At 41.6% G+C, this 20,784-nt stretch carries 17 protein-coding genes; 9 read left to right on the forward strand and 8 right to left on the reverse strand.

Annotated elements, in window-relative coordinates; all coding sequences use genetic code 11:
* Positions 1-114 precede the first annotated feature (114 nt).
* Positions 115-507 (forward strand): c-type cytochrome, encoded by a 393-nt coding sequence (locus tag PHAL_RS0116690; protein WP_016709574.1) that lies wholly within the window; start codon positions 115-117, stop codon positions 505-507.
* A 193-nt stretch (positions 508-700) separates the two neighbouring features.
* The gene (locus PHAL_RS0116695) at positions 701-3,271 is read left to right on the forward strand and encodes a diguanylate cyclase domain-containing protein (protein WP_016709575.1); all 2,571 of its coding nucleotides are present in this window, start codon (positions 701-703) and stop codon (positions 3,269-3,271) included.
* A gap of 11 nt (positions 3,272-3,282) precedes the next feature.
* Here PHAL_RS0116695 and rep read toward each other — a convergent pair whose 3' ends face one another.
* The gene (rep, locus tag PHAL_RS0116700; RefSeq protein ID WP_016709576.1) at positions 3,283-5,301 is read right to left on the reverse strand and encodes a DNA helicase Rep; all 2,019 of its coding nucleotides are present in this window, start codon (positions 5,299-5,301) and stop codon (positions 3,283-3,285) included.
* 112 nt (positions 5,302-5,413) lie between these two features.
* On the opposite strand from rep, the gene ubiK reads away from it, so the two are divergent.
* The 4 genes from ubiK (at position 5,414) to PHAL_RS0116720 (ending at position 7,603) form a co-directional block, all read left to right on the forward strand.
* A complete protein-coding gene (gene ubiK, locus PHAL_RS0116705; RefSeq protein WP_016709577.1) occupies positions 5,414-5,683 on the forward strand; it encodes a ubiquinone biosynthesis accessory factor UbiK in 270 nt (89 codons plus the stop codon).
* A gap of 127 nt (positions 5,684-5,810) precedes the next feature.
* Positions 5,811-6,017 carry a ParD-like family protein gene (locus PHAL_RS0116710; RefSeq protein WP_016709578.1) on the forward strand — a complete coding sequence of 69 codons (207 nt, stop codon included), beginning with the start codon at positions 5,811-5,813 and terminating at the stop codon, positions 6,015-6,017.
* On the forward strand, positions 6,010-6,795 hold the full coding sequence (gene map, locus PHAL_RS0116715) for a type I methionyl aminopeptidase (RefSeq protein WP_016709579.1): 786 nt from the start codon (positions 6,010-6,012) through the stop codon (positions 6,793-6,795). Before PHAL_RS0116710 ends, map begins: the two co-directional genes overlap by 8 nt.
* A gap of 13 nt (positions 6,796-6,808) precedes the next feature.
* Positions 6,809-7,603 carry a helix-turn-helix transcriptional regulator gene (locus PHAL_RS0116720; protein ID WP_016709580.1) on the forward strand — a complete coding sequence of 265 codons (795 nt, stop codon included), beginning with the start codon at positions 6,809-6,811 and terminating at the stop codon, positions 7,601-7,603.
* Between the two features lie 67 nt (positions 7,604-7,670).
* Here the strand turns inward: PHAL_RS0116720 and can are convergent, their stop codons facing one another.
* The 7 genes from can to ilvG form a co-directional block, all read right to left on the reverse strand.
* On the reverse strand, positions 7,671-8,333 hold the full coding sequence (gene can, locus PHAL_RS0116725) for a carbonate dehydratase (protein ID WP_016709581.1): 663 nt from the start codon (positions 8,331-8,333) through the stop codon (positions 7,671-7,673).
* Positions 8,330-9,526, reverse strand: coding sequence for a methyltransferase (locus tag PHAL_RS0116730; protein ID WP_016709582.1), 1,197 nt, complete (start codon positions 9,524-9,526; stop codon positions 8,330-8,332). The genes can and PHAL_RS0116730 overlap by 4 nt, the downstream gene beginning before the upstream one ends.
* Positions 9,527-9,557: 31 nt before the next feature.
* Positions 9,558-10,607 carry an ABC transporter substrate-binding protein gene (locus PHAL_RS0116735; protein ID WP_016709583.1) on the reverse strand — a complete coding sequence of 350 codons (1,050 nt, stop codon included), beginning with the start codon at positions 10,605-10,607 and terminating at the stop codon, positions 9,558-9,560.
* 169 nt (positions 10,608-10,776) lie between these two features.
* Positions 10,777-12,327: a threonine ammonia-lyase, biosynthetic gene (gene ilvA / locus PHAL_RS0116740; protein WP_016709584.1), complete on the reverse strand. Its 1,551-nt coding sequence runs from the start codon at positions 12,325-12,327 to the stop codon at positions 10,777-10,779.
* Positions 12,328-12,329: 2 nt separating this feature from the next.
* Positions 12,330-14,186, reverse strand: a complete 1,857-nt coding sequence (gene ilvD, locus PHAL_RS0116745; RefSeq protein ID WP_016709585.1) for a dihydroxy-acid dehydratase — start codon at positions 14,184-14,186, stop codon at positions 12,330-12,332.
* Positions 14,187-14,296: 110 nt separating this feature from the next.
* Positions 14,297-14,542 (reverse strand): acetolactate synthase 2 small subunit, encoded by a 246-nt coding sequence (gene ilvM, locus PHAL_RS0116750; protein ID WP_016709586.1) that lies wholly within the window; start codon positions 14,540-14,542, stop codon positions 14,297-14,299.
* Positions 14,539-16,188: an acetolactate synthase 2 catalytic subunit gene (ilvG, locus tag PHAL_RS0116755; RefSeq protein ID WP_016709587.1), complete on the reverse strand. Its 1,650-nt coding sequence runs from the start codon at positions 16,186-16,188 to the stop codon at positions 14,539-14,541. The genes ilvM and ilvG overlap by 4 nt, the downstream gene beginning before the upstream one ends.
* 552 nt (positions 16,189-16,740) lie before the next feature.
* Between ilvG and PHAL_RS0116760 the strand changes: the two genes are divergently transcribed.
* The 3 genes from PHAL_RS0116760 to PHAL_RS0116770 are packed head-to-tail and all read left to right on the forward strand — an operon-like array spanning position 16,741 to position 20,736.
* The gene (locus PHAL_RS0116760) at positions 16,741-18,414 is read left to right on the forward strand and encodes a phosphoethanolamine transferase (protein WP_016709588.1); all 1,674 of its coding nucleotides are present in this window, start codon (positions 16,741-16,743) and stop codon (positions 18,412-18,414) included.
* Entirely contained in the window at positions 18,407-18,781 is a 375-nt protein-coding gene (locus PHAL_RS0116765) for a diacylglycerol kinase (protein ID WP_016709589.1), read from the forward strand. The genes PHAL_RS0116760 and PHAL_RS0116765 overlap by 8 nt, the downstream gene beginning before the upstream one ends.
* Positions 18,772-20,736, forward strand: coding sequence for an LTA synthase family protein (locus tag PHAL_RS0116770; RefSeq protein ID WP_016709590.1), 1,965 nt, complete (start codon positions 18,772-18,774; stop codon positions 20,734-20,736). Before PHAL_RS0116765 ends, PHAL_RS0116770 begins: the two co-directional genes overlap by 10 nt.
* The last annotated feature ends 48 nt before the right edge of the window (positions 20,737-20,784 follow it).

Raw genomic sequence — 20,784 nt, forward strand, 5'->3', positions numbered from 1 at the left:
TCATAAGAAAAATCCATCGTAGCGTTTTATAAATTGCGGCTAAGCGTTATAATCGTTCTAAATTCCGTCATCTATCGTGATTGATCACGTTCAAATCGAAGTGAGCAAGGCAAAATGAAAAAACTATCAGCTGCATTATTATTGCTAGCAACCACCGCATACGCACAGCCATATGATAACTCTATGACTGAAGATGCGATCAAAAAACGTATCGCACCAGTTGGTGCCGTTTACTTTGAAGGCGATAAAGCAGCCGTTGCTGAAGTGCCAACAGGTCCTCGCACTGGTGAACAAGTTTACCAAGCTGCATGTTTTGCATGTCATGGTACTGGCGCACTTGGTGCTCCAAAATCAGCTGATGATTGGGCTCCACGCTTAGCTAAAGGTGCTGATACACTTTTAAATCATGCTATTAATGGCTTTAATGCAATGCCGCCAAAAGGCACATGTATGGATTGTTCTGATGATGAGCTACAAGCCGCCATTGAGTTCATGAGCAAAAATTAATACTTAATACTGTACTGTATTTTTATAAAGGCTGATTTAAATCAGCCTTTTTTATTATAAAAATAAAGCATCCCCTACCTTTATCACTATTTATTATTATCACTTTCTAATACTATTGTCCGCTTGACGATTCGCCTAAAAAGTGAAAATATAAGCCCAATAAATATACAATAATAAAAATCGGTTACTGTCATTGGAAGATAAAGCGGCTTTATTACATAAACTAGAGCATAAGAATAATCGTTTAAAAGCTTTAGTCCAAAAATATAAGCAATCCCACCACTTACAAAATGCCCTGATCCAATTATCAGAGCAAGCCAGCTCTGTTGCCGAATTAACACTACTGTACCCTGCAATCCACAATATTTTGCAAGATTATGTGCCTAGCAAAAGCTTTTACGTGGTGCTATTAAATCAATTTAGTAACACATTGGAGCTTTCTTATTTTGCTGATGAAAAAGATGGTATTTCGGTGCCTCTTAATCAAGATCACAATTTTATTCAAGGCGTTACTGGCTATGTGTTTAAACAAGGCAAAACCACCTACTTCCAAGGTGAAGAAATGCAAGCCGCTGCGGATAAAGGATTATTCAAAGTACTTGGCACACCCGCAGAACACTGGGTGGGTGTACCTGTATATCGAGAGAAGCGCATTATCGGAGTGCTAGTCGCACAAAGCTACGATAAAGAACAGTGTTACTCTGAGCAACAAATTGAACTTCTGGAAGTGATGTCTTTATATTTATCGACAGCTATCGAGCGGGTTAAAAAGCGTGAACTGCTAGAATCAGAAGTAAAAATAAGAACCCGCGCTTTAACGCAAAGTAATGAAGCACTTAACCTTGAAGTAGAGCAGCATAAAAAAACCCTCGCACGGCAGCAAATTCTATTTAAAATCTCAGAATTAGCAACACAAACTAAGCACATTGATGAAGTCTACTTACAAGTACATGAAATAATAAAATCAATAACTTACGCTAAAAACTTATATATTGCTTTGTACGACCGAGAAACCGGCTGGTTAAATTTCCCCTATTGTGTGGATGAATTTAACGAAAACACCAAGCCGCGCCCTTTTGCTAAAGGTTACAGCGAACTGGTACTTCGTACCGAGCAAACCCAATTAATCGACTCTGCTCGTGCCGAGAAGCTTCTAAAATCTGGCGAAGTAGAACGCCCAGAGCCTTGCACTGACTTACATTCAGCAACCAGTTGGCTGGGAGCACCACTTAAAACTGCGCAAGGTGTTATTGGCCTAATAACCTGCCAAGCATATAATAATAAACATGTTTTTGACCAAGACGATTTTGAACTTATCACCTTCGTTTCACATCAGATCGCCACTGTTTTGCAGGCTCATTTAGCAGCCCAGGCCTTAAAACAGAGTCATCAACAGTTAGAACATAGAGTCGCAGAAAAAACCAAAGAAATTCGTCAAACCAATATGCATTTACAAATGCAAATTGAAGAGCGTAAGAAAATAGAACAACAGCTATACCATGATGCCCATCATGATCCGCTCACCGGATTACCTAACCGTAGTTTATTCTTAACTCAGCTAGAAAAAACCTTACAGCATTATCAACGCTACCCTGAGCAGCAGTTTGCCGTACTGTTTATCGATTTAGATAAATTTAAGGATATTAACGATCAATTAGGACATCAAGCGGGGGATCAGTTTTTAATTGGTGTTAGCGAGTCGTTTTCGCAGTGCATTCGTGAGCATGATTTACTTGCTCGCTTAGGTGGCGATGAATTTGTAATTTTATTAACTCACTTAACCGATCGCCAGCAAGCAGAAGATGTAGCTAAACGCATAATAGAACTGATGAAAAAACCATTTTGCATGAAAGGTATTTGTGTACAAAGTGGTGCAAGTGTCGGCATTACCTACTCTAAAACAAGCTATAAGCATACTGATGAAATTATTCGTGATGCAGATGCCGCTATGTATTACGCCAAAAATGCAGGCCGCAGCCGCTTTGAGTTTTATCACCCCTTACTCAGTGCTGGCACGAGTACTTATGAGTTAGAGAGTAGCCATCACTTAGATTCTTTACCAATGCACTTTCGCTGCTCTGAAATCATCACCCTCGATGAACAGCATCAATCGGAATCTTTACTTGAAGCATTCGGCGAGCATCCTGTACTTGGTAGCACTAGTTTTGAAATCTTAAAGAAGTTTGCCGCAGATAAAGCACAGCAACTCGAGGTTGAACTACAATTATTAACCAAAGCCTGCCAACAGATCCAGGCAGCGCAATTGGATAAGGTGTTATTTCCATGCTCTGGTCTATTACTTGAGAAAATTGAGTTTCAAGCATTGTGTCAAACGATGCAAAGTCAGAGTATAAAAAAACAAATTTGTTTATTATTTAATGAGCAAGAGATCCGTTACGCTTCCGCTGTGCAAATTAGTAATTTGAAAATGCTCAGTGAGCTAGGTTATTCAATTGGTTTAAATGATTTTGCCAAAGATCGTTGCGAACTTAATTTACTTTGCGAGCTTAATTTTGATTATTTACTACTTAGTTCCACTTTTAGTAAACGAGTGCTACAACAAAAAAGCTTTGATTTACAACTGCAAGGCATACTCGCAATTACTAAAATAAAACAAGTTAAAGTGATCGCAAAAGGCCCTTCAATCCTCAATTATAGAGCCTTGCTCGACAGCCATGGGCTAATGCTATTCATAGGTAAGCAGCATGCCATTAATAGCCCCACTGCAACATCTGCGCCTGCTACCGAGCAATTATTAAATTAAGCGTAATTCAGTTACTCTGGCTTTTTCAACATCGCGCGTAAATTAGCAACTCTTGCTTGACCTTTTTCCATTCGCTCGGCTTGGGTATTCGGTGCTTTTTTATTTTCAAAGGCCAAATCATCTTGGGGTAATTCTTGAACAAACCGGCTCAACTCGGTTTGCGATGTTTCGCCAAATTGGCGACGAATTTTCGCATAGGTCATGGTCAGCTCTTGCTGCGCGCGGGTAATGCCTACATAGGCTAAGCGGCGCTCTTCATCAACGTTATCTTCATCAATACTGACCTGATGTGGCAATAACCCTTCTTCCATGCCCACCATAAACACATAAGGATATTCTAAACCTTTTGATGCATGTAAGGTAAGTAATTGTACTGCATCGCTTTCGTCTTCTTCTTCATTGCGCTCTAGCATGTCACGTAGGGTTAACTTACTAACCACTTCCGCTAGCGTCAGCGGTGGATTATCCGCATCTCCTGTGAGCATATCAGTGATCCAGCGATATAACTCTGAAACATTTTTCATCCGCATTTCGGCTGCTTTAGCGCTGGGCGATGATTCGTACAAGTATGCTTCATAATTGATTTGTCTTACTAAATCTTTTACGGCTTCAAGCGTATCACCACGCACTGCATTGTCCGACAGTTCAACCACCCAGCGAGCAAAGCCCGCTAGCGAATTTAACCCTCGCCCTTTTAAGCGATAGCCTAAGTCATTATCAAAACAGGTGGCAAATAAACTAGCATGTTTTTCATTCGCCAAGGTTCCCAGTTTTTCAAGCGTCACTGTGCCAATCTCACGGCGCGGCGTATTTACGATACGTAAAAACGCATTATCGTCATCTTGATTCACTAGTAAGCGTAAATACGCCATGATGTCTTTGATTTCAGAACGAGTGAAAAACGAGGTACCACCACTAATTTTATACGGAATACGGTTGCTCATTAGTGATTTTTCAAAGCCTCGGGCTTGATGATTACCACGGTACAAAATAGCGTAGTCTTTATAGCTAGTGCGCTTCATAAACTTATGCGAGATGATCTCTGCAACCACACGCTCTGATTCGTGTTCTTCATCACGACAGCCAATCACTTTGATCGGCTCGCCATAACCGAGTTCACTAAATAGCTTTTTCTCAAACTCATGGGGGTTGTTGGCGATCAAAATATTGGCTGCTTTTAGAATTCGCCCAGCACTGCGGTAGTTTTGCTCAAGCTTAATCAATCGTAAGCCCGGAAAATCCTTACTCAACAACACTAAGTTTTGCGGTCGTGCCCCACGCCATGAATAAATTGATTGGTCGTCATCGCCTACCACAGTAAAGCGAGCGCGTTCACCTACAAGCAACTTAACTAATTGATATTGGCTGGTATTGGTATCTTGATATTCATCCACCAGTAAATAGCGAAACCGCTGCTGCCAACGCTCGCGAGAGGTAGCATTGGTGGTGAGTAAAATAGTCGGGATCATGATCAAATCATCAAAATCGAGTGCATTGTAAGCACGTAGCTGAATTTGATAACGAGCATATAATTGCGCAAATAAAGCTTTTTGTGGTTCACGGGCCTCACGAATGGCTTGCTCTGGTAGAATTAATTCGTTCTTCCAACTGCCTATTTGCATTTTCAGTAGATTGAGTAGATCTTTGTCTTTCTTTAATTCTTCTTCAGTTAAGTCACCTAATAACTGATTGGTGTCTTGATCATCAAATAACGAAAAACCCGGTTTAAAGCCCAGCGTTGTAAGTTCTTTTTTAATGATCTCAAGCCCTAAGGTATGAAAAGTTGAAACCCATAAACCTTTTGATTCTTGCTTACCTAACGTTTGCATCACCCGCTCACGCATCTCTTTAGCCGCTTTGTTAGTAAAGGTCACAGCTGCAATATTTCGCGCTTGGTACTCACATTTTTGCACTAAATAAGCGATTTTATTAGTAATTACACGAGTTTTTCCAGATCCCGCTCCAGCCAATACTAAGCATGGCCCACTAATGTATTTTACCGCTTCATCTTGTTTAGGATTGAGTTTCATATTGACCAAAGAGATTGCATAAAGACGGGCAATTTTAACGTAATCACTACAATACGCCTAGCCAATAAGGTAATATTAGCTATTATCATTTTAGTGACAGTGAGGGAAGAATATGATCAACCCAGCAAAAATTGAAGAAATTGCCAAACAGATTTCAAGTAATATGCCACAAGGTGTTAAAAACCTTGCCGATACCTTTGAAGCAAAAACCAAACAGGCCATTCAAAACAAACTTGCTGAGATGGATTTCGTCAGCCGCGAAGAGTTTGATGTACAAAGCCAAGTATTGATCCGCACCCGTGAAAAACTCACTGAGCTTGAAGCTAAAGTCGCGCTACTTGAGCAACAATTGGTTGCTAAAAATAGCGATGATGCACAATAAGTGATTACAAACAGATCATTATAAAGCAGCTACATTAGCTGCTTTTTTATTACCTATAAAACAGTAAACTTGCAATCACAGGCACATATATATACGATTCATATACGTTTTATATACAGGCAGTGTTATGGGTATCGTAAAAATTAGCGACCAACTCCACGAAGAAATACGCAAAGCCAGTACCACTATGGTGCGTTCAATCAACTCACAATCTGAATACTGGATAAAAATCGGTATGTTAGCCGAATTAAACCCAACCATGACCTATGCTGAAATTATCAAGCAACAACTTGCGCAAGCTGATGTTAGTACTGGGGAGTCCAGACATGAGTGACATAATTATTAAAACCCCTGAGCAAATAGCGCTTATGCGAGAGTCGGGCCGTTTACTTGCCAAGGTATTTGCTTACTTAGATCCCTTAGTGATCCCTGGGATCACCACCATGGAAATTAATGATTTAGTGGAACGCTATATTGTCGACGACCTTGCCTCGCGCCCAGCAAGTAAAGGTCAATACGATTACCCTTATGTATTAAACAGTTCGGTTAATGAAGTGGTGTGCCATGGTTTTCCTGATCCTAAACGAGTATTAAAGTCTGGTGATATAGTCAATATTGATATTACGCTTGAAAAAAACGGTTACATTGCCGATTCCAGCAAAATGTATATGCTTGGTGAAGTATCCCCGCTGGCAAAGCGCTTGGTTGATAAAACTTATGAAGCGATGTGGCAAGGTATCAAGATGGTTAAACCTGGAATTAGGCTAGGCGATATTGGCAATGCCATCGCAAACTTTGCTCATAGTAATGGTTATAGCGTAGTCCGTGAATATTGTGGCCATGGTATCGGCGAGCAAATGCATGAAGAGCCACAAGTTTTGCACTATGGTAAGCGCAATACTGGCGTGCAACTAAAAGAGGGCATGACCTTTACCATTGAACCTATGATCAACCAAGGTGCGGCAAAAATAAAAACCAAACCCGATGGTTGGACTGTCGTTACTCGCGATAAAAAGCTCTCTGCTCAGTGGGAGCATACGATTGCCGTCACCGCAGATGGCTATGAAGTGCTCACCTTACGCGCCGAAGAAAACACGATAAGCACTAAGTAAGCAGGCTAAATATATGGCCATTTTATTGTTAAATGATCCATTACCTCATTTAAACTTTCAAACATTTGCACCCGATCAGCGCTTAGCTGATTGGGTGCAATGCTATTGGAAAATAGGCTTTAAAAATACGCAAACAGCGCAGTTATTTAAAGAAAAACGCTACCCTGATGCAGGTGCAAGTCTAACAATTGATTTAAGCCTTACCACGCCTGTAATTACATTCGTATTTAATCGTCATACTCAGGCTAAAACCTTCAGTACTTTAGATTCTTTACTAAGCGTTCGCTTCGCACCTTGCGGCGCATATCACTTATTAGGAATATCCTTACACGAACTAGCTGAAAAAGATTACTTACTAGGCCACGATTTTACGCCAAGCTGGTATAGCAGTTTACTAGCCTGTGTTGAGAGAATGCAAAATAGCCCATTGACAAGCCAACTGTTCTTTCTTGAACAATGGTTACTAACCCAAGCAATGAGTAAGCAGTTGGTTGCCAACAACACCCTAAAAGTCATTAAGCAACTGGTACAACTTAATGACTGCGCAACCGTTGTAAGTAAGCAACTAGGGCTTACTCGGCGAACACTTGAACGTCGTTTAAAAAAAGAAGCGGGGGTGAGTCCAGCTCAATTACAGCAGTTTTATCGCCTCAAAAGCGCACGTACCTTACTCGCTGATAGCCAAATATCAATGACTGATATTGCATTACAATGTGGTTACTATGATCACGCTCACTTTTGTCACGCCTTTCACAGTTTTACTTTTGAAACACCCCTGCAATATCGTAAGCGAAAAGCATCAAAATAGTGCTGAATTTACTTGCCTAGCAAAGCTAGCATATATAGCTAGCTTGCTTGCTAACAAAGCAATGACGCTACAGCGCTCCAACGTAGCGATCAAATACTTTCAATGCCGCACTCTTATAAGTATCAGTTACTTCATCGGCACAGGTCACAACGGACTCTAAATCATTTAAGTGACCATTCGCTAAACCATAAACCCAACCATGAATGGTCAGATCTTGGCCTCGCAACCAAGCTTCTTGAACAATATTAGTACGGCAAACATTGCGCACTTGCTCAATAACATTAAGTTCAATCAAGCTATTAAGGCGGTCTTTCTCAGCTAGAGCATCTATTTTTGCAATGTATTTTTCTTTTACATCACCGACATGACGTAGCCAGTTATCAATTAAACCAAACTTAGCATCGTTAAGCACCGCCTGCACGCCGCCACAGCCATAGTGACCTACCACCATAATGTGCTTTACCTTTAGCACTTCAACAGCGTACTGCATCACTGACAAACAGTTGTGGTCGGTATGCACCACTACATTAGCTACATTACGATGAACAAATAACTCACCAGGCATTAAATCAACAATTTCATTGGCAGGTACCCGAGAGTCTGAACAACCAATCCACAAGTACTCTGGATTTTGTTGCATTGACAGAATTTTAAAAAATTCTGGATCATCTTTACACGTGCGTTCAGCCCAACGTTTATTATTTTCGAATAAATTTTTTAACTTTCTCATGACATCTCTTTTCTATCTTTGACGGTGGCTTGAATCAAAATATTGCGCGGCGTTAAGTGTTTTTCGCAAAACGTCTGCACAGTGACTTGATAACCTTGTTGTTGCAAATATAAAGCACGATCGAGCACAAGCCAAACTTCAATTGCCCTTCTAAACACATGACGGACCAGTTCAATACGCTCAGTTACTTTTTTGCGCATTTCCCCTTTAGCCAAAAAGTAATCATAATCAATGTATTGCGGTAAACTCAATGATTTTTTGTTTGCAGCCCATGCACAAAAAGCTTTAAATGAATCTGAAAAAATCGCCTTGTTAACTGAAGGCACGCTAACGTAATGCTGCTCCCCAGTCAGTGTCTTTCTAAGGGCATCAAAACCTAACCGCCACTGCACTTCGGTTCTACGTATTTTATCAACCCGTGAGGGCGCCGTTACGGTCTCTTGCAAGGCTAACTTTAAATCACGGTGAGTTAACTTTAGCTTACTAAGACGAGCAAGCTCGCTCATTGCTTGATAATCATTGTCGGTAAATAAATGATAACAACACGGCGACAAGCTAATTTTTTGTGTTTGCGCGCTTACGGCACAATTCATAAAGGTTTGATGTAATGCCCCGCATGCATGCAGTGCTACCGCATGTTGGCGCGGCTTAAAATACCCTGTAACTTCATCAACCAGCACATCAGCTTGGCTAAAGCGCATAGCCAGCCCTTGTTGCTGGGCACTGTGCTGACCTTGCTCACATAAATGCTGTTGTAGTTCTATACTGTGAACTTCTGGTGCTTGATTATAGGCCAACATACGCCCTAAATGACCTTTCCCTGCGCACCATTCTAGAACAGGTAAAGTAGGAGCTTGCCCGAGTGAAGCAACAAAGTCTTGCAGCTGCGTGAATTTGCGACCCTTAATACCATTGCTGATCCAAAATGGATACTCGGTGCGAGTCACTAAGGCTTGAGGTAGCTCACACAACGCAGCTAAATCGTTAATGACGGGAACATACGGGCTAATAAATTGATACAGTGCAGGCTGATCACTATCGAGATCTGCAACCTGTTGATCATCCAAAGCCGTCAAGGCTTGCTCTAGTTCAGGCCATGGCAATTGATCAAAATCGAACGCGGTGCATTGCCAATATTGGCGAGTGTCGTGTAATAAATTATCTAAGGCTGTAAACTGCTCAGCAAGGTTCATGTGATTTTGTGATGGTCTATTCGTTTAAGCATTATACGCTTTTTCTTAGCATCAAGCGTAAATAAAGTGGAATGGATAACAAACTAATTATAATTGCGGCTATTAGCATCCAAGACATATTAATTTTTTCGGGCTCAGCATACTGATAAATAAAGCCATCTTGCGCTTGATTAAAAGCGCTTTGCTCTATTGCGTATAAGTCAGCAATCAAACGCCATTTCGCGATCGACATTGCGCCTAGGTTCGTCCCTGCAGGTAAAATATAATCACTCAACACTTCAGCTTCATAAGCGAGTTGAGCAAAACTTCTATCAGGTGCGTATTGATGCTGGGTTAATGCAATTGCTTCATCCATATGCATCATGGCATAGCGCCATCCCTTTAAACTGGCTTGATAGAAAGCCTCTACCTCTTGTGGGTGCTGCCTGAGCATATTTTCAGTCGTGTAAAGAATGTCACTGTAAACATTAATCCCATATTTCTGCGGACAAATAAGCCTATGATCTATACCTTGCTCACGCATCGTATACGGTTCATTCGTCACATATACTTGCATCGCATCAATGGCGCCTGCTAACCAATCTTCACTACTGCTATCCCCTGCATAAGCTGGTAAATCATCTGTTTGGATACCACTGCGTTCTAACATCACCAGTAATTCAGCATTTTCTTTACGGCTAATACTACTAATACGTTTATCAGCAAAGTCTCGAGGATGAAAAATATCAGAGCTTTTTTTTACCATCCAACAATAAGGCGAAAACTGTAATATAGCCGCCATTGCTACTAGCGGTTTACCCGCAATGCGCTGCTGTAAAATACCCGAATGCGCCACACCAAACTGTGCTTGGCCTGACAGCACATTAGAAAAAGTATCTGGGTTATCAGGATCGGCAGGTAAAATTGTTACATTTAACCCAGCTGCTTGGTAAAAGCCTTGTTGCTGGGCCATATAATAACCAGCAAATTGAAATTGATGGGTCCACTTTAGTTGTAAAGTGATATCAGTCGTTGCACTGCTTTGTCCGCAAAAAATAATCAATGCAGCGGATAACTTAAATTTCAGTCCTTTAAATAGCAAAGCATGCTCTAATTAGTTTAATTATATTAACCTAACTATAGATAAAATATTCGATTAACCCAAGCCTTTTGCATATCAACTGGATTGAAAAAACAATTCAATTTAGGTACTTATAGCCAAACTAGCGCAAAATGCTGAATTCGTATCTTAGGCTAGTTTGGCAATCTATTTAATTATTAGCGGCTTTAGCTCTATCTATAGGTGCTTGAGTTGTTAAAAACTGGGTAAAACACGGGTTTTGTGTTTCATCTTGTACACTGTAACCCAAACGGTTTAGATGCTCATTAAATACCTCATATTGAGCTGGCTCAATAGCAAAACCGGCTAATACATTACCCATAGACCCACCATGGTTGCGATAATGAAACAGCGTAATATTCCAATTGCTGCCTAACGTATCTAAAAAGCGCGCTAATGCACCTGGATATTCAGGAAACTCAAAGCGTAATAAGCGCTCATGGAGCTGCTCTGGCGCTTTACCACCAACCATATATCGTACATGTAATTTAGCCAGTTCGTTATCTGATAAGTCACAAAATTGATAGCCATTGGTAGTCAAATCCGCTTTCAATTCATCTAATTCTTGCTGGCCTTGACGCAAGGCAATACCCACAAAAATTTGTGCTTCACCGGGACCAGCATAACGGTAGTTAAACTCAGTAATTGCACGGCCGCCTAATGAGGCACAAAACTGTTTAAAGCTGCCTTTCTCTTCATTAATGGTCACTGCAAATAATGCTTCGTTTTTCTCCCCCAGTGCAGTACGTTCAGCTACATAACGCAGGCGATCAAAATTTAAATTTGCGCCTGATAGTATAGCCGCCAAATGCAGGCCTTTATGACCGGTTTGTTGGCTCCACTTTTTCAGCCCTGCAGTTGCAAGTGCACCGGATGGCTCTGCGATAGCACGGGTTGAGACAAAAATATCTTGCATTGCAGCGCAGATCTCATCGCCCGTGACAGTCACCACTTCATCACAAAACTTTTGCGCTAAACGAAAAGTTTCTTCACCGATAATTTTTACCGCTACCCCGTCGGCAAAACTGCCAACTCGTTCGAGTTCAACAGGCTTACCCGCTTCTAGAGCCGCTTGTAAACAAGCACTTTCGTCGGCTTCAACGCCAATCACTTTAATATCAGGCCGTAAAGATTTGATATACACAGCCATACCAGCCAGCAAGCCACCGCCGCCAACAGGAATAAACACCGCATCAAGTTGATTAAGCTGCTGCATTAATTCACGAGCAACAGTACCTTGGCCTACAATTACATCAGGATCGTCAAACGGCGGAACAAATACGCCATTACGCTGCTCTGTAAGAGCTAGCGCATGCGCTTTAGCAGCATCAAAATGATGGCCATGTAATACAACTTCACCACCTAACGCACGCACAGCGTTAACTTTGATCTCAGGAGTCGTGACTGGCATCACAATGGTTGCTTGATGGCCCAGATGTGACGCACTAAGCGCCACACCTTGTGCATGATTACCCGCAGATGCGGTGATCACCACCGAGCCCTTAGGTAATTTTGCTAGTTTGTTATATGCACCACGTAGTTTAAATGAATAAACGGGTTGTTGATCTTCTCGCTTTAGCCATACTTGATTACCAAGGCGAGCACTGAGTTCAGCCATTTCGCTAACCTCAGTCACTTTTGCCAGTGGTTCCATATTAGCTTGGATAATAGCGCGAAAATAATCGAGCTCTTGAGAAACCATAATTAGCTAAGCTCCTCCAGTTTGGCTAAATCACGAACCGCGCCTTTATCGGCACTGGTTGCAAGTAGCGCATACGCTTTTAACGCAGAAGATACATAACGATCACGATTAAGCGGCTTATATGCCTGCTTACCACGAGCAAGTTGTTTTTGCTTACGTGCTTCAAGTTCTTCATCTGTTAACGCTAAGGTGATTTCACGAGTCGCAATGTCGATAATAATTTTATCGCCATTTTCAACGTACGCAATCGCACCACCACTGGCGGCTTCTGGTGACACGTGACCAATTGATAAACCAGATGTACCACCAGAGAAACGGCCATCAGTGATCAAGGCGCATTTTTCAGCCAAACCTTTTGATTTTAAGTAACTGGTTGGGTAAAGCATTTCTTGCATACCAGGACCACCTTTTGGACCTTCATAACGAATAACGACAACGTCACCGGCTTTCACTTCATCATTCAAAATGCCTTCTACTGAATCATCTTGTGATTCATATACCACAGCGGTGCCTTCAAAATGCAGCATTTCATCAACTACACCAGCACTTTTTACGATACAGCCATCCACAGCTAAGTTACCTGATAGTACCGCTAAGCCACCATCTTGACGGAATGCGTGCTCAACACTGCGAATACAACCATTTTCACGGTCATTATCGCCTTCATCCCAGCGACATTCTTGGCTCATTGCTTTTGTGGTACGAATACCTGCAGGGCCAGCACGGTAGAACTTTTGCGCGGCTTCATTATTAGGATCCGTTGCATCCCATTTTTTAACCAACTCAGCCATGGTCATACCGGCCACATGATTTACAGATAAATCAACTAAGCCTGCTTTACCCAGCTCCCGTATTATTGCCATCATGCCACCAGCACGGTGTACATCTTCAATATGATATTGCGCGGTTGCAGGGGCAACTTTACATAAAAATGGGGTTTTACGAGATAACTCATCGATGTGCGACATATCAAAATCAACACCGGCTTCTTGCGCGGCCGCCAACAAATGCAATACGGTATTTGATGAACCACCCATTGCAATATCGACCACCATTGAGTTCATAAACGCTGTTTTGTTAGCAATGGCGCGAGGCAATACATCTTGATTATCTTTTTGATAATACTCACGGCAAAGATCAACAATACGTGCACCCGCTTCAACATACAGTTGTTTACGGTCTTTATGAGTAGCAAGGGTAGTACCATTACCCGGCAAGGCCAAACCTATCGCTTCTAATAGACAGTTCATTGAGTTAGCGGTAAACATACCTGAGCATGAGCCACATGTAGGACATGCAGAACGCTCAACCTGCTCTGAGTCGGCATCACTCACTGAGGTATCGGCGCCTTTGACCATGGCATCAACTAAATCAAGTTTAATATCGATATTAGCAAGCTTAGTTTTACCAGCCTCCATCGGACCACCCGATACAAAAATAACGGGAATATTTAAACGCAGTGCGGCAAGCATCATCCCTGGGGTGATTTTGTCGCAGTTAGAAATACAGATCATCGCATCGGCACAGTGGCCATTAACCATGTATTCAACCGAGTCCGCGATTAAGTCGCGCGATGGCAATGAGTACAACATGCCGCCGTGACCCATTGCAATGCCATCATCAATGGCAATAGTATTAAATTCTTTTGGTACACCACCAGCTTGGGTAATGGTTTCGGCCATTAATTCACTGAGTTGATTAAGATGAACATGACCAGGTACAAATTGCGTGAACGAGTTTACAACTGCAATAATTGGTTTACCAAAATCAGTATCTGTCATTCCTGTTGCACGCCATAATGCACGTGCGCCTGCGCGCTTTCGACCTTCTGTTGTTGTTGCACTTCTTAATTTAGCCATAGTTACCTCAGTGTTTTGCAGCACCTTTATCAGTTGCTGACATCCTCATTCTTAAAATTTTATTGCTATAGGAAAAACCCACAGCCCTGTTGATTATGTTGAGCAGCTGCTTAAACGGCTTGCTGCTGTAAATTATTTTGTAACGTTACATGCTTTACGTCTACTAGCTTATTCAGTTGTGTCGTTAAAAGATAGATAGGTTTATCACTATCGACTGTCATCGCTACGTGATAGTGACCATCATCCATATTGAGCTGAAAATGGGTTAAATCAAAACCACGATGACGAACTACGCGTAAAAAGCGCTCAACGGCAACACTCTGGTTTTTTAAGGCGACTGTTAAACTGTGTTTCATTTTGCACTCTCCGTCATCATTTCATCGTTGGCTGCACCTGGCGGTACTAACGGCCAGACATTTTCTTTATCGTCAATACAGGCATGCACTATATAAGGACCATCACTGTTTACTAATGCTGCGATCGCATCATCGACTTGATCAGCACGGGTAATAGTTTGTCCCGGAATACCAAATACAGCTGCTAACTGCACAAAATCGGGGTTATCTGATAAATCAGTTTCAGAATAACGCCCTTCAAAAAACAACTCTTGCCACTGGCGAACCATACCTAAACGTTGGTTATCTAAAATTAATATTTTTACCGGTAAATTGTTACGGCGTATCGTTGCTAACTCTTGAATGTTCATCATGATTGAACCATCACCTGAAACGGTGATCACAAAATCATTAGGACGTGCTACCTGTGCGCCAATTGCTGCTGGTAGGCCAAAGCCCATCGTGCCGGCTCCACCACTGCTTAAGTGGTTACTTGGGTGACTAAACTTCATGTGCTGTGCCACCCACATTTGATGCTGACCTACATCACAGCAAACAACACCATTACTTGGCATACGTTGACTAAGTTGGTTTAATAAATACGGGGCAAATACTTTTTCACCCGGGTAGTCATAGCGCCACGCATGTTGTTCCATCATTGCTTTAGTGTGATCTAACCACGCCTGCTCAGTAACAAAACACGAAAGCTGTGGCAATGAGGTTTTTAAATCCGCAATTAACGACGCTTTAGCAGGTTTACGTTTACCGACTTCTGCTGCATCTATATCTAAATGGATTACTTTTGCTTTGGCTGCAAACTTACTTAAGTTACCCGTTACCCGATCATCAAAGCGTGCACCGATACATACTAATACATCGCACTCTTGTACTGCTAAATTTGCGGCTTGTCCGCCGTGCATCCCTAACATACCTAAATTAAATTCGTAATCAGGCAATACACTACCTAAGGCTTTTAGTGTTGATACTGCTGGCATGTGAGTTTTTTCTAAAAACTGCATTAACTGCTTTTGCGCATCTGCCGCCTGTACGCCACCACCTACGTAAGCAACTGGGCGCTTCGCTTCACTAAGTAATTGGTTGGCTATCGCCACTTGATTTGAATCTAACTCGGGTAAGTAATCATCTCCTGCCAGCCAAGGGTGAAAGGGGACTTGCGCCATTTGAATGTCTTTTGGGATATCAACCAATACAGGGCCTGGACGGCCTGATTGTGCTAAGTGCATGGCTTCTTGTAATATTTCCGCTAAATCTTCAGGGCGCTCAACCATATAACTGTGTTTAGTACACGACAATGACATACCCAATACATCGATTTCTTGAAACGCATCAGAGCCGATTGCTGCAGTAGGTACTTGCCCAGTGATTGCTAGTAATGGCACTGAATCCATCATCGCATCAGCAAGCGCAGTGATTAAGTTAGTTGCACCAGGCCCTGAAGTTGCAAAACAGACCCCAAGTTTACCCGTGCTACGCGCAAAACCAACCGCCGCAAATCCTGCACCTTGTTCATGACGAGTAAGGTAATGCTTAACCGGCGCGCCATACAGCGCATCGTAAATTGGCATTATGGCTCCACCTGGGTAGCCAAAAACTTCATTTACGCCGTGTTTGGCTAATAAATCAATTGTTAACTCTGCGCCTGTCATTAATAAATCCTCATTCCTCAGTGACATGTCTAAACTTAATTACCCATTCTAAACCCTGAAACTAAAAAGCCCCCCGGACTGTTAAGTGCGGGGGGCTTTTTCAATGCTTCTCTTTTTTAAAGCACTAACAAGCCCCCGCGGTAATAATAATTACCACGACGTTAATTAGGACTAGGTTTAGTGCATTTATAAGCATGTAATCGATACCAAAAATTTGTTTGTTCGCACGAGGAACTTTTACCTCCCCGCCGTCTTTTTCTATTAGTACCGCGATGGGAGGGTTAAGTCAACCTTAAAATCAATCCAATATTCATGTAAACACCGAACTTTAAAGGCATAAAAATCCAACATAGACACATAAATAGATTAATTTTTCTCATATGCGAAACATTTGATATTTCATACCTCCTTATAACCAAATAGCGGTTTGATTAATTTTTGACGAACTCGTACTTAAATTATTCTTTTTAAATCGTTTCACTCAGGAAATGCCCAGTTACTCCTCAGTATTTCTTAAGTATTGGCTTCTACCATCTCGCCATTGAATTATATATGAGTTGTGAATTTATGGTCGTCAGTCAATTTCTCCGCACGGGTATTAACAAACGTTTTTACATTACCTGTAGTGCCAACGTATTTATTATTGCACTCGCAAGCTACTACTGCTTAGTGATTAATATTCCTTTCATGCAAGGTGCTTTTACAGCCATTACCACCCTACCAGCTTTCTCTTGGTTGTTTTTGCTGTCAGTACCGTTGTTGTTACTGTGCTTATTAATTATTTTTTTCTCTTTGCTATCGAGCCGCTGGTTGCTCAAACCCGTTAGTTACATTTTATTACTGTGTTCTTGTGCCGCTTTATACGGCACCTTAAATTACGGTGTGGTATTTGATTACTCAATGATCCAAAACACCTTTGAGACCGATAGCCAAGAAGCCGTCAGTTATCTCAACCCGCAATTTATGCTGTTTTTTACCTTATTTGCCCTTCTACCGTTACTAATTTTGATTAAAACAAATGTGCGATTTAGTCCTGTTACACAAGAGCTACTGAGTCGTAGTAAGTTGGTACTTGGTTGCCTTGCTTTAATCGCAGTGATTGTATTGAGCTTTTATGCTGACTACGCAGCAACAGGACGTAATAATCAGCTCTTAAAAAAAGAGTTAATTCCATTTCAGTATTTAAGCAGTGGCTACAAATACCTGCGTGATCAATGGTTAGTGACAAAAGAGCCATTTAAAATACTCGATCCCACACCAACACTTATTACCCCAGCACAAACACAAGTCACGGTGATTGTGGTAGGTGAAACAGCTCGAGCTGCTAATTTTGCATACCAAGGTTATGCACGTGACACCAACCGTTACACTCGCCCCTTCAATGTCACATACATGAATAATGTCGCCTCGTGTGGCACCGCAACCGCAGTGTCTGTGCCTTGTATGTTTTCGCAGCAACAGCATACGAACTTTTCGCAAAGTGAAGCAGATAACCAACAAAACATACTGGATATCGCCGCAACGGCTGGTGTAGATGTACTATGGATAGACAATAACAGTGGTTGTAAAAATGTCTGTAACCGCATAACCACTCTCACTCCTGATGATTCGCTTTGCACCCAGCAACCTTGCTATGACGAAGCATTACTCGCGCCACTTAGACGTAAACTAGCAAATTTGAGCCAAGCAAATACTGTGATTGTATTGCATATGATGGGCTCTCATGGCCCGACTTACTTTCAGCGCTATCCTGATGACTTTAGGCTATTTACTCCTACTTGCGATCGTAGTGATATTCAAAATTGCACTAACGAGCAACTGGTTAATACCTACGACAACAGCATTGCCTACAGTGACTACGTCAACAGCCAAGTTTTACAACAACTAAGCGAACTCCCTAACAGTATTGATAAAAACTTTATTTATGTTTCAGACCATGGTGAATCACTGGGCGAAAATGGCGCTTACTTACACGGCTTCCCGTACAGCTTTGCGCCAGCAGAGCAAACCCACGTGCCTTTGTATATTTGGGTAGGGAAAAACAACCAACGCATCAGCCAAAACTGTTTACGTTCACTCGACTCACAGCCAGCGTATTCACACGATATTTTATTTCACACTTTGGCAAATTTTATTGGCCTTAAAACCAGCACCTATGAAGCCCAATTAGATTTGCTAAACACCTGTAACACTCTTAATAACAAAGCGGTAAGCAACCATGAATAATGCGAAAACAGTACTCAAACGCCAAGGACTAATGCGCCTTATATTTACCTTACGCCACACTTTTAATGGCTTAAAGTGGATGACCCGATTTGAAGCTGCATTTCAACAAGAACTCGCATTATTTCTATTGCTAGGTGCGTTTGCTTGGATGCAGGAGATAGCCACCAGCAATAAGCTACTTTTAATTGCCAGCTTGTTGTTTATATTATTTGCCGAGTTAGTGAATACCGCCGTTGAAGTGGTGGTTGATCGTATTGGTACTGAGCATCATGAGTTATCAGGTTTAGCAAAAGATATAGCCTCTGCCAGTGTGTTTATTGCCATGCTGATCAGCACACTTATTTGGTGGGCAATCTTATGGGCATAACACAGAAACTTAACCTAAATCACCTACCAAGTAAGCTGGGTCCCTACTGGATATTACTAACATTTTTTGGCTTATCGTTAACAACACTAACCTTAGCTCGCTTTGGCCTATGTGTTTGGCAAGGTGAGCGCGTATTTAGCTCTCATGCTTGGCTTAATATTTTTGTTGGCGGACTGCGTGTTGATATCGCAACCTTAAGTTATATTTTAATGCCTGCTTTACTGCTTATTATTGTCGCTTCAGCACTGAGTAAGCAATACATGACTCGCAACATCATTAAGTACTACCTGTTACTAATGACCGCGCTACTGGTCTTTTTTGAAGTGATAACGCCAACCTTCATTAATGAATATGATTTGCGTCCTAATAGGTTGTTTATAGAGTATTTAATTTACCCTAAAGAAGTCTCAAAGATGATTTTTTCAGGCTATAAAACAGAGATAGTCTGCTCACTGTTGTTGCTGGTATTAGCTATAAAAGCAGCTGCAATAATATTTGCTTCACAATGGCAAAACCGCGCTCAATTATCGACACTAAAGCATACGGTAGTGGTCATCTTACTATTATGTTTAACGACTCTAGGCGCACGTAACTCTATTGGTCATCGCCCTTTAAATCCCGCTATGGTGGCATTTTCGACCGATCATTTACTTAATGACCTGAGCCTCAATTCGCTTTACAGCGTGGCCTTTGCAATTAAACAGCTCAGTAATGAACAATCCAGTCAAGACTTTTATGGCACTATGGCAGAAGAGCAATTACTCACAGAAGTACGTAAAAGCATGCAAAATCAACAAGCTGACTTTAACAATAGCAACGCACCAACAAAGACTTTTCATCAAGCTGCGTACCAAGGTAAACCTAAAAACTTAGTGATCATACTACAAGAAAGTTTAGGCGCACGTTACGTGGGTACGTTAGGCGGCTTACCTTTAACTCCAAATATAGATAAACTTTACCAGCAAGGTTGGGGATTTGATAACTTATATGCAACGGGCACCCGCTCAGTACGAGGCATAGAGGCTGTTATTACCGGATTTACGCCGACCCCTTCACGTGCAGTCGTAAAACTTGATAAATCACAACGTGACTTTTTTACTATCGCTGATTTTCTTGCTAAGCAAAACTACCATACCCAATTTATTTATGGCGGTGAAAGTCACTTCGATAACATGCAAAGCTTCTTTTTAGGCAATGGTTTTGAGCAAATTGTTGATAGTGATGATTTTGCCAACATTGACTTTAATGGCTCATGGGGTGCATCCGATGAAGATCTATACACACAAGCAGATATAGAGCTGACTAAGCTACAACAGCAAGGTAAGCCTTTTTTCAGCTTAGTGTTCTCAAGTTCAAATCATAGCCCTTATGAATTTCCTGATAATAAAATTTCACTCTACGACAATGACAAACAAACCCGTAATAATGCCGCTAAATACGCAGATTATGCACTGGGTACATTTATTGAAAAAGCCAAAAAATCAACCTACTGGGAGGATACTGTATTTATAGTCATTGCCGATCACGATTCACGGGTTTCCGGCGCCAGTTTAGTGCCTATTGACCACTTTCGTATCCCTGCGGTGATCTTTGGTAAAGGTATTGCAGCAAAGCGCGATCACCAACTAGCCAGCCAGCTTGATATTCCAGCCACGTTATTGTCGTTAATTGGCGCCAGTGGTGAGCATCCAATGATAGGCCGCGACCTTTCACAAGCCATCGCCAACAATGAACAACGTGCGATGATGCAATATGATAAAAACTTTGCCTATATAACAAAGCATCACCCTCAAGGTAATAAAGTGGTTATTTTACAACCACACAAACCCGCGACGTCTTATCTTTATAGTGAGAGTAAATTAGTCCCCATTAGTAATGATCAACAACTAGTAAAACAAGCTCTTGCTCATGCAAACTTTGGTAACTTAGCCTATCAAAAAGGCTGGTATCATTAATCTTTAAGCCTTGCTAAAGTAGTAAGGCTTATTCGTCAGTTTATAAAG

Origin of the sequence: Pseudoalteromonas haloplanktis ATCC 14393, assembly GCF_000238355.1 — a bacterium.
In the GTDB taxonomy this organism is placed as follows: domain Bacteria; phylum Pseudomonadota; class Gammaproteobacteria; order Enterobacterales; family Alteromonadaceae; genus Pseudoalteromonas; species Pseudoalteromonas haloplanktis.

Bases quoted from the DNA above. Each gene is read 5' to 3' on its own strand.
- map (WP_016709579.1), top strand. From the start codon at position 6,010: ATGAGTGACATAATTATTAAAACCCCTGAGCAAATAGCGCTTATGCGA.
- ilvM (WP_016709586.1), bottom strand. From the start codon at position 14,542: ATGAAACACAGTTTAACAGTCGCCTTAAAAAACCAGAGTGTTGCCGTT.
- PHAL_RS0116730 (WP_016709582.1), bottom strand. From the start codon at position 9,526: ATGAACCTTGCTGAGCAGTTTACAGCCTTAGATAATTTATTACACGAC.
- ubiK (WP_016709577.1), top strand. From the start codon at position 5,414: ATGATCAACCCAGCAAAAATTGAAGAAATTGCCAAACAGATTTCAAGT.
- ilvG (WP_016709587.1), bottom strand. From the start codon at position 16,188: ATGACAGGCGCAGAGTTAACAATTGATTTATTAGCCAAACACGGCGTA.
- PHAL_RS0116690 (WP_016709574.1), top strand. From the start codon at position 115: ATGAAAAAACTATCAGCTGCATTATTATTGCTAGCAACCACCGCATAC.
- PHAL_RS0116720 (WP_016709580.1), top strand. From the start codon at position 6,809: ATGGCCATTTTATTGTTAAATGATCCATTACCTCATTTAAACTTTCAA.
- PHAL_RS0116770 (WP_016709590.1), top strand. From the start codon at position 18,772: ATGGGCATAACACAGAAACTTAACCTAAATCACCTACCAAGTAAGCTG.
- PHAL_RS0116760 (WP_016709588.1), top strand. From the start codon at position 16,741: ATGAGTTGTGAATTTATGGTCGTCAGTCAATTTCTCCGCACGGGTATT.
- rep (WP_016709576.1), bottom strand. From the start codon at position 5,301: ATGAAACTCAATCCTAAACAAGATGAAGCGGTAAAATACATTAGTGGG.
- PHAL_RS0116765 (WP_016709589.1), top strand. From the start codon at position 18,407: ATGAATAATGCGAAAACAGTACTCAAACGCCAAGGACTAATGCGCCTT.
- can (WP_016709581.1), bottom strand. From the start codon at position 8,333: ATGAGAAAGTTAAAAAATTTATTCGAAAATAATAAACGTTGGGCTGAA.
- ilvA (WP_016709584.1), bottom strand. From the start codon at position 12,327: ATGGTTTCTCAAGAGCTCGATTATTTTCGCGCTATTATCCAAGCTAAT.
- PHAL_RS0116710 (WP_016709578.1), top strand. From the start codon at position 5,811: ATGGGTATCGTAAAAATTAGCGACCAACTCCACGAAGAAATACGCAAA.
- ilvD (WP_016709585.1), bottom strand. From the start codon at position 14,186: ATGGCTAAATTAAGAAGTGCAACAACAACAGAAGGTCGAAAGCGCGCA.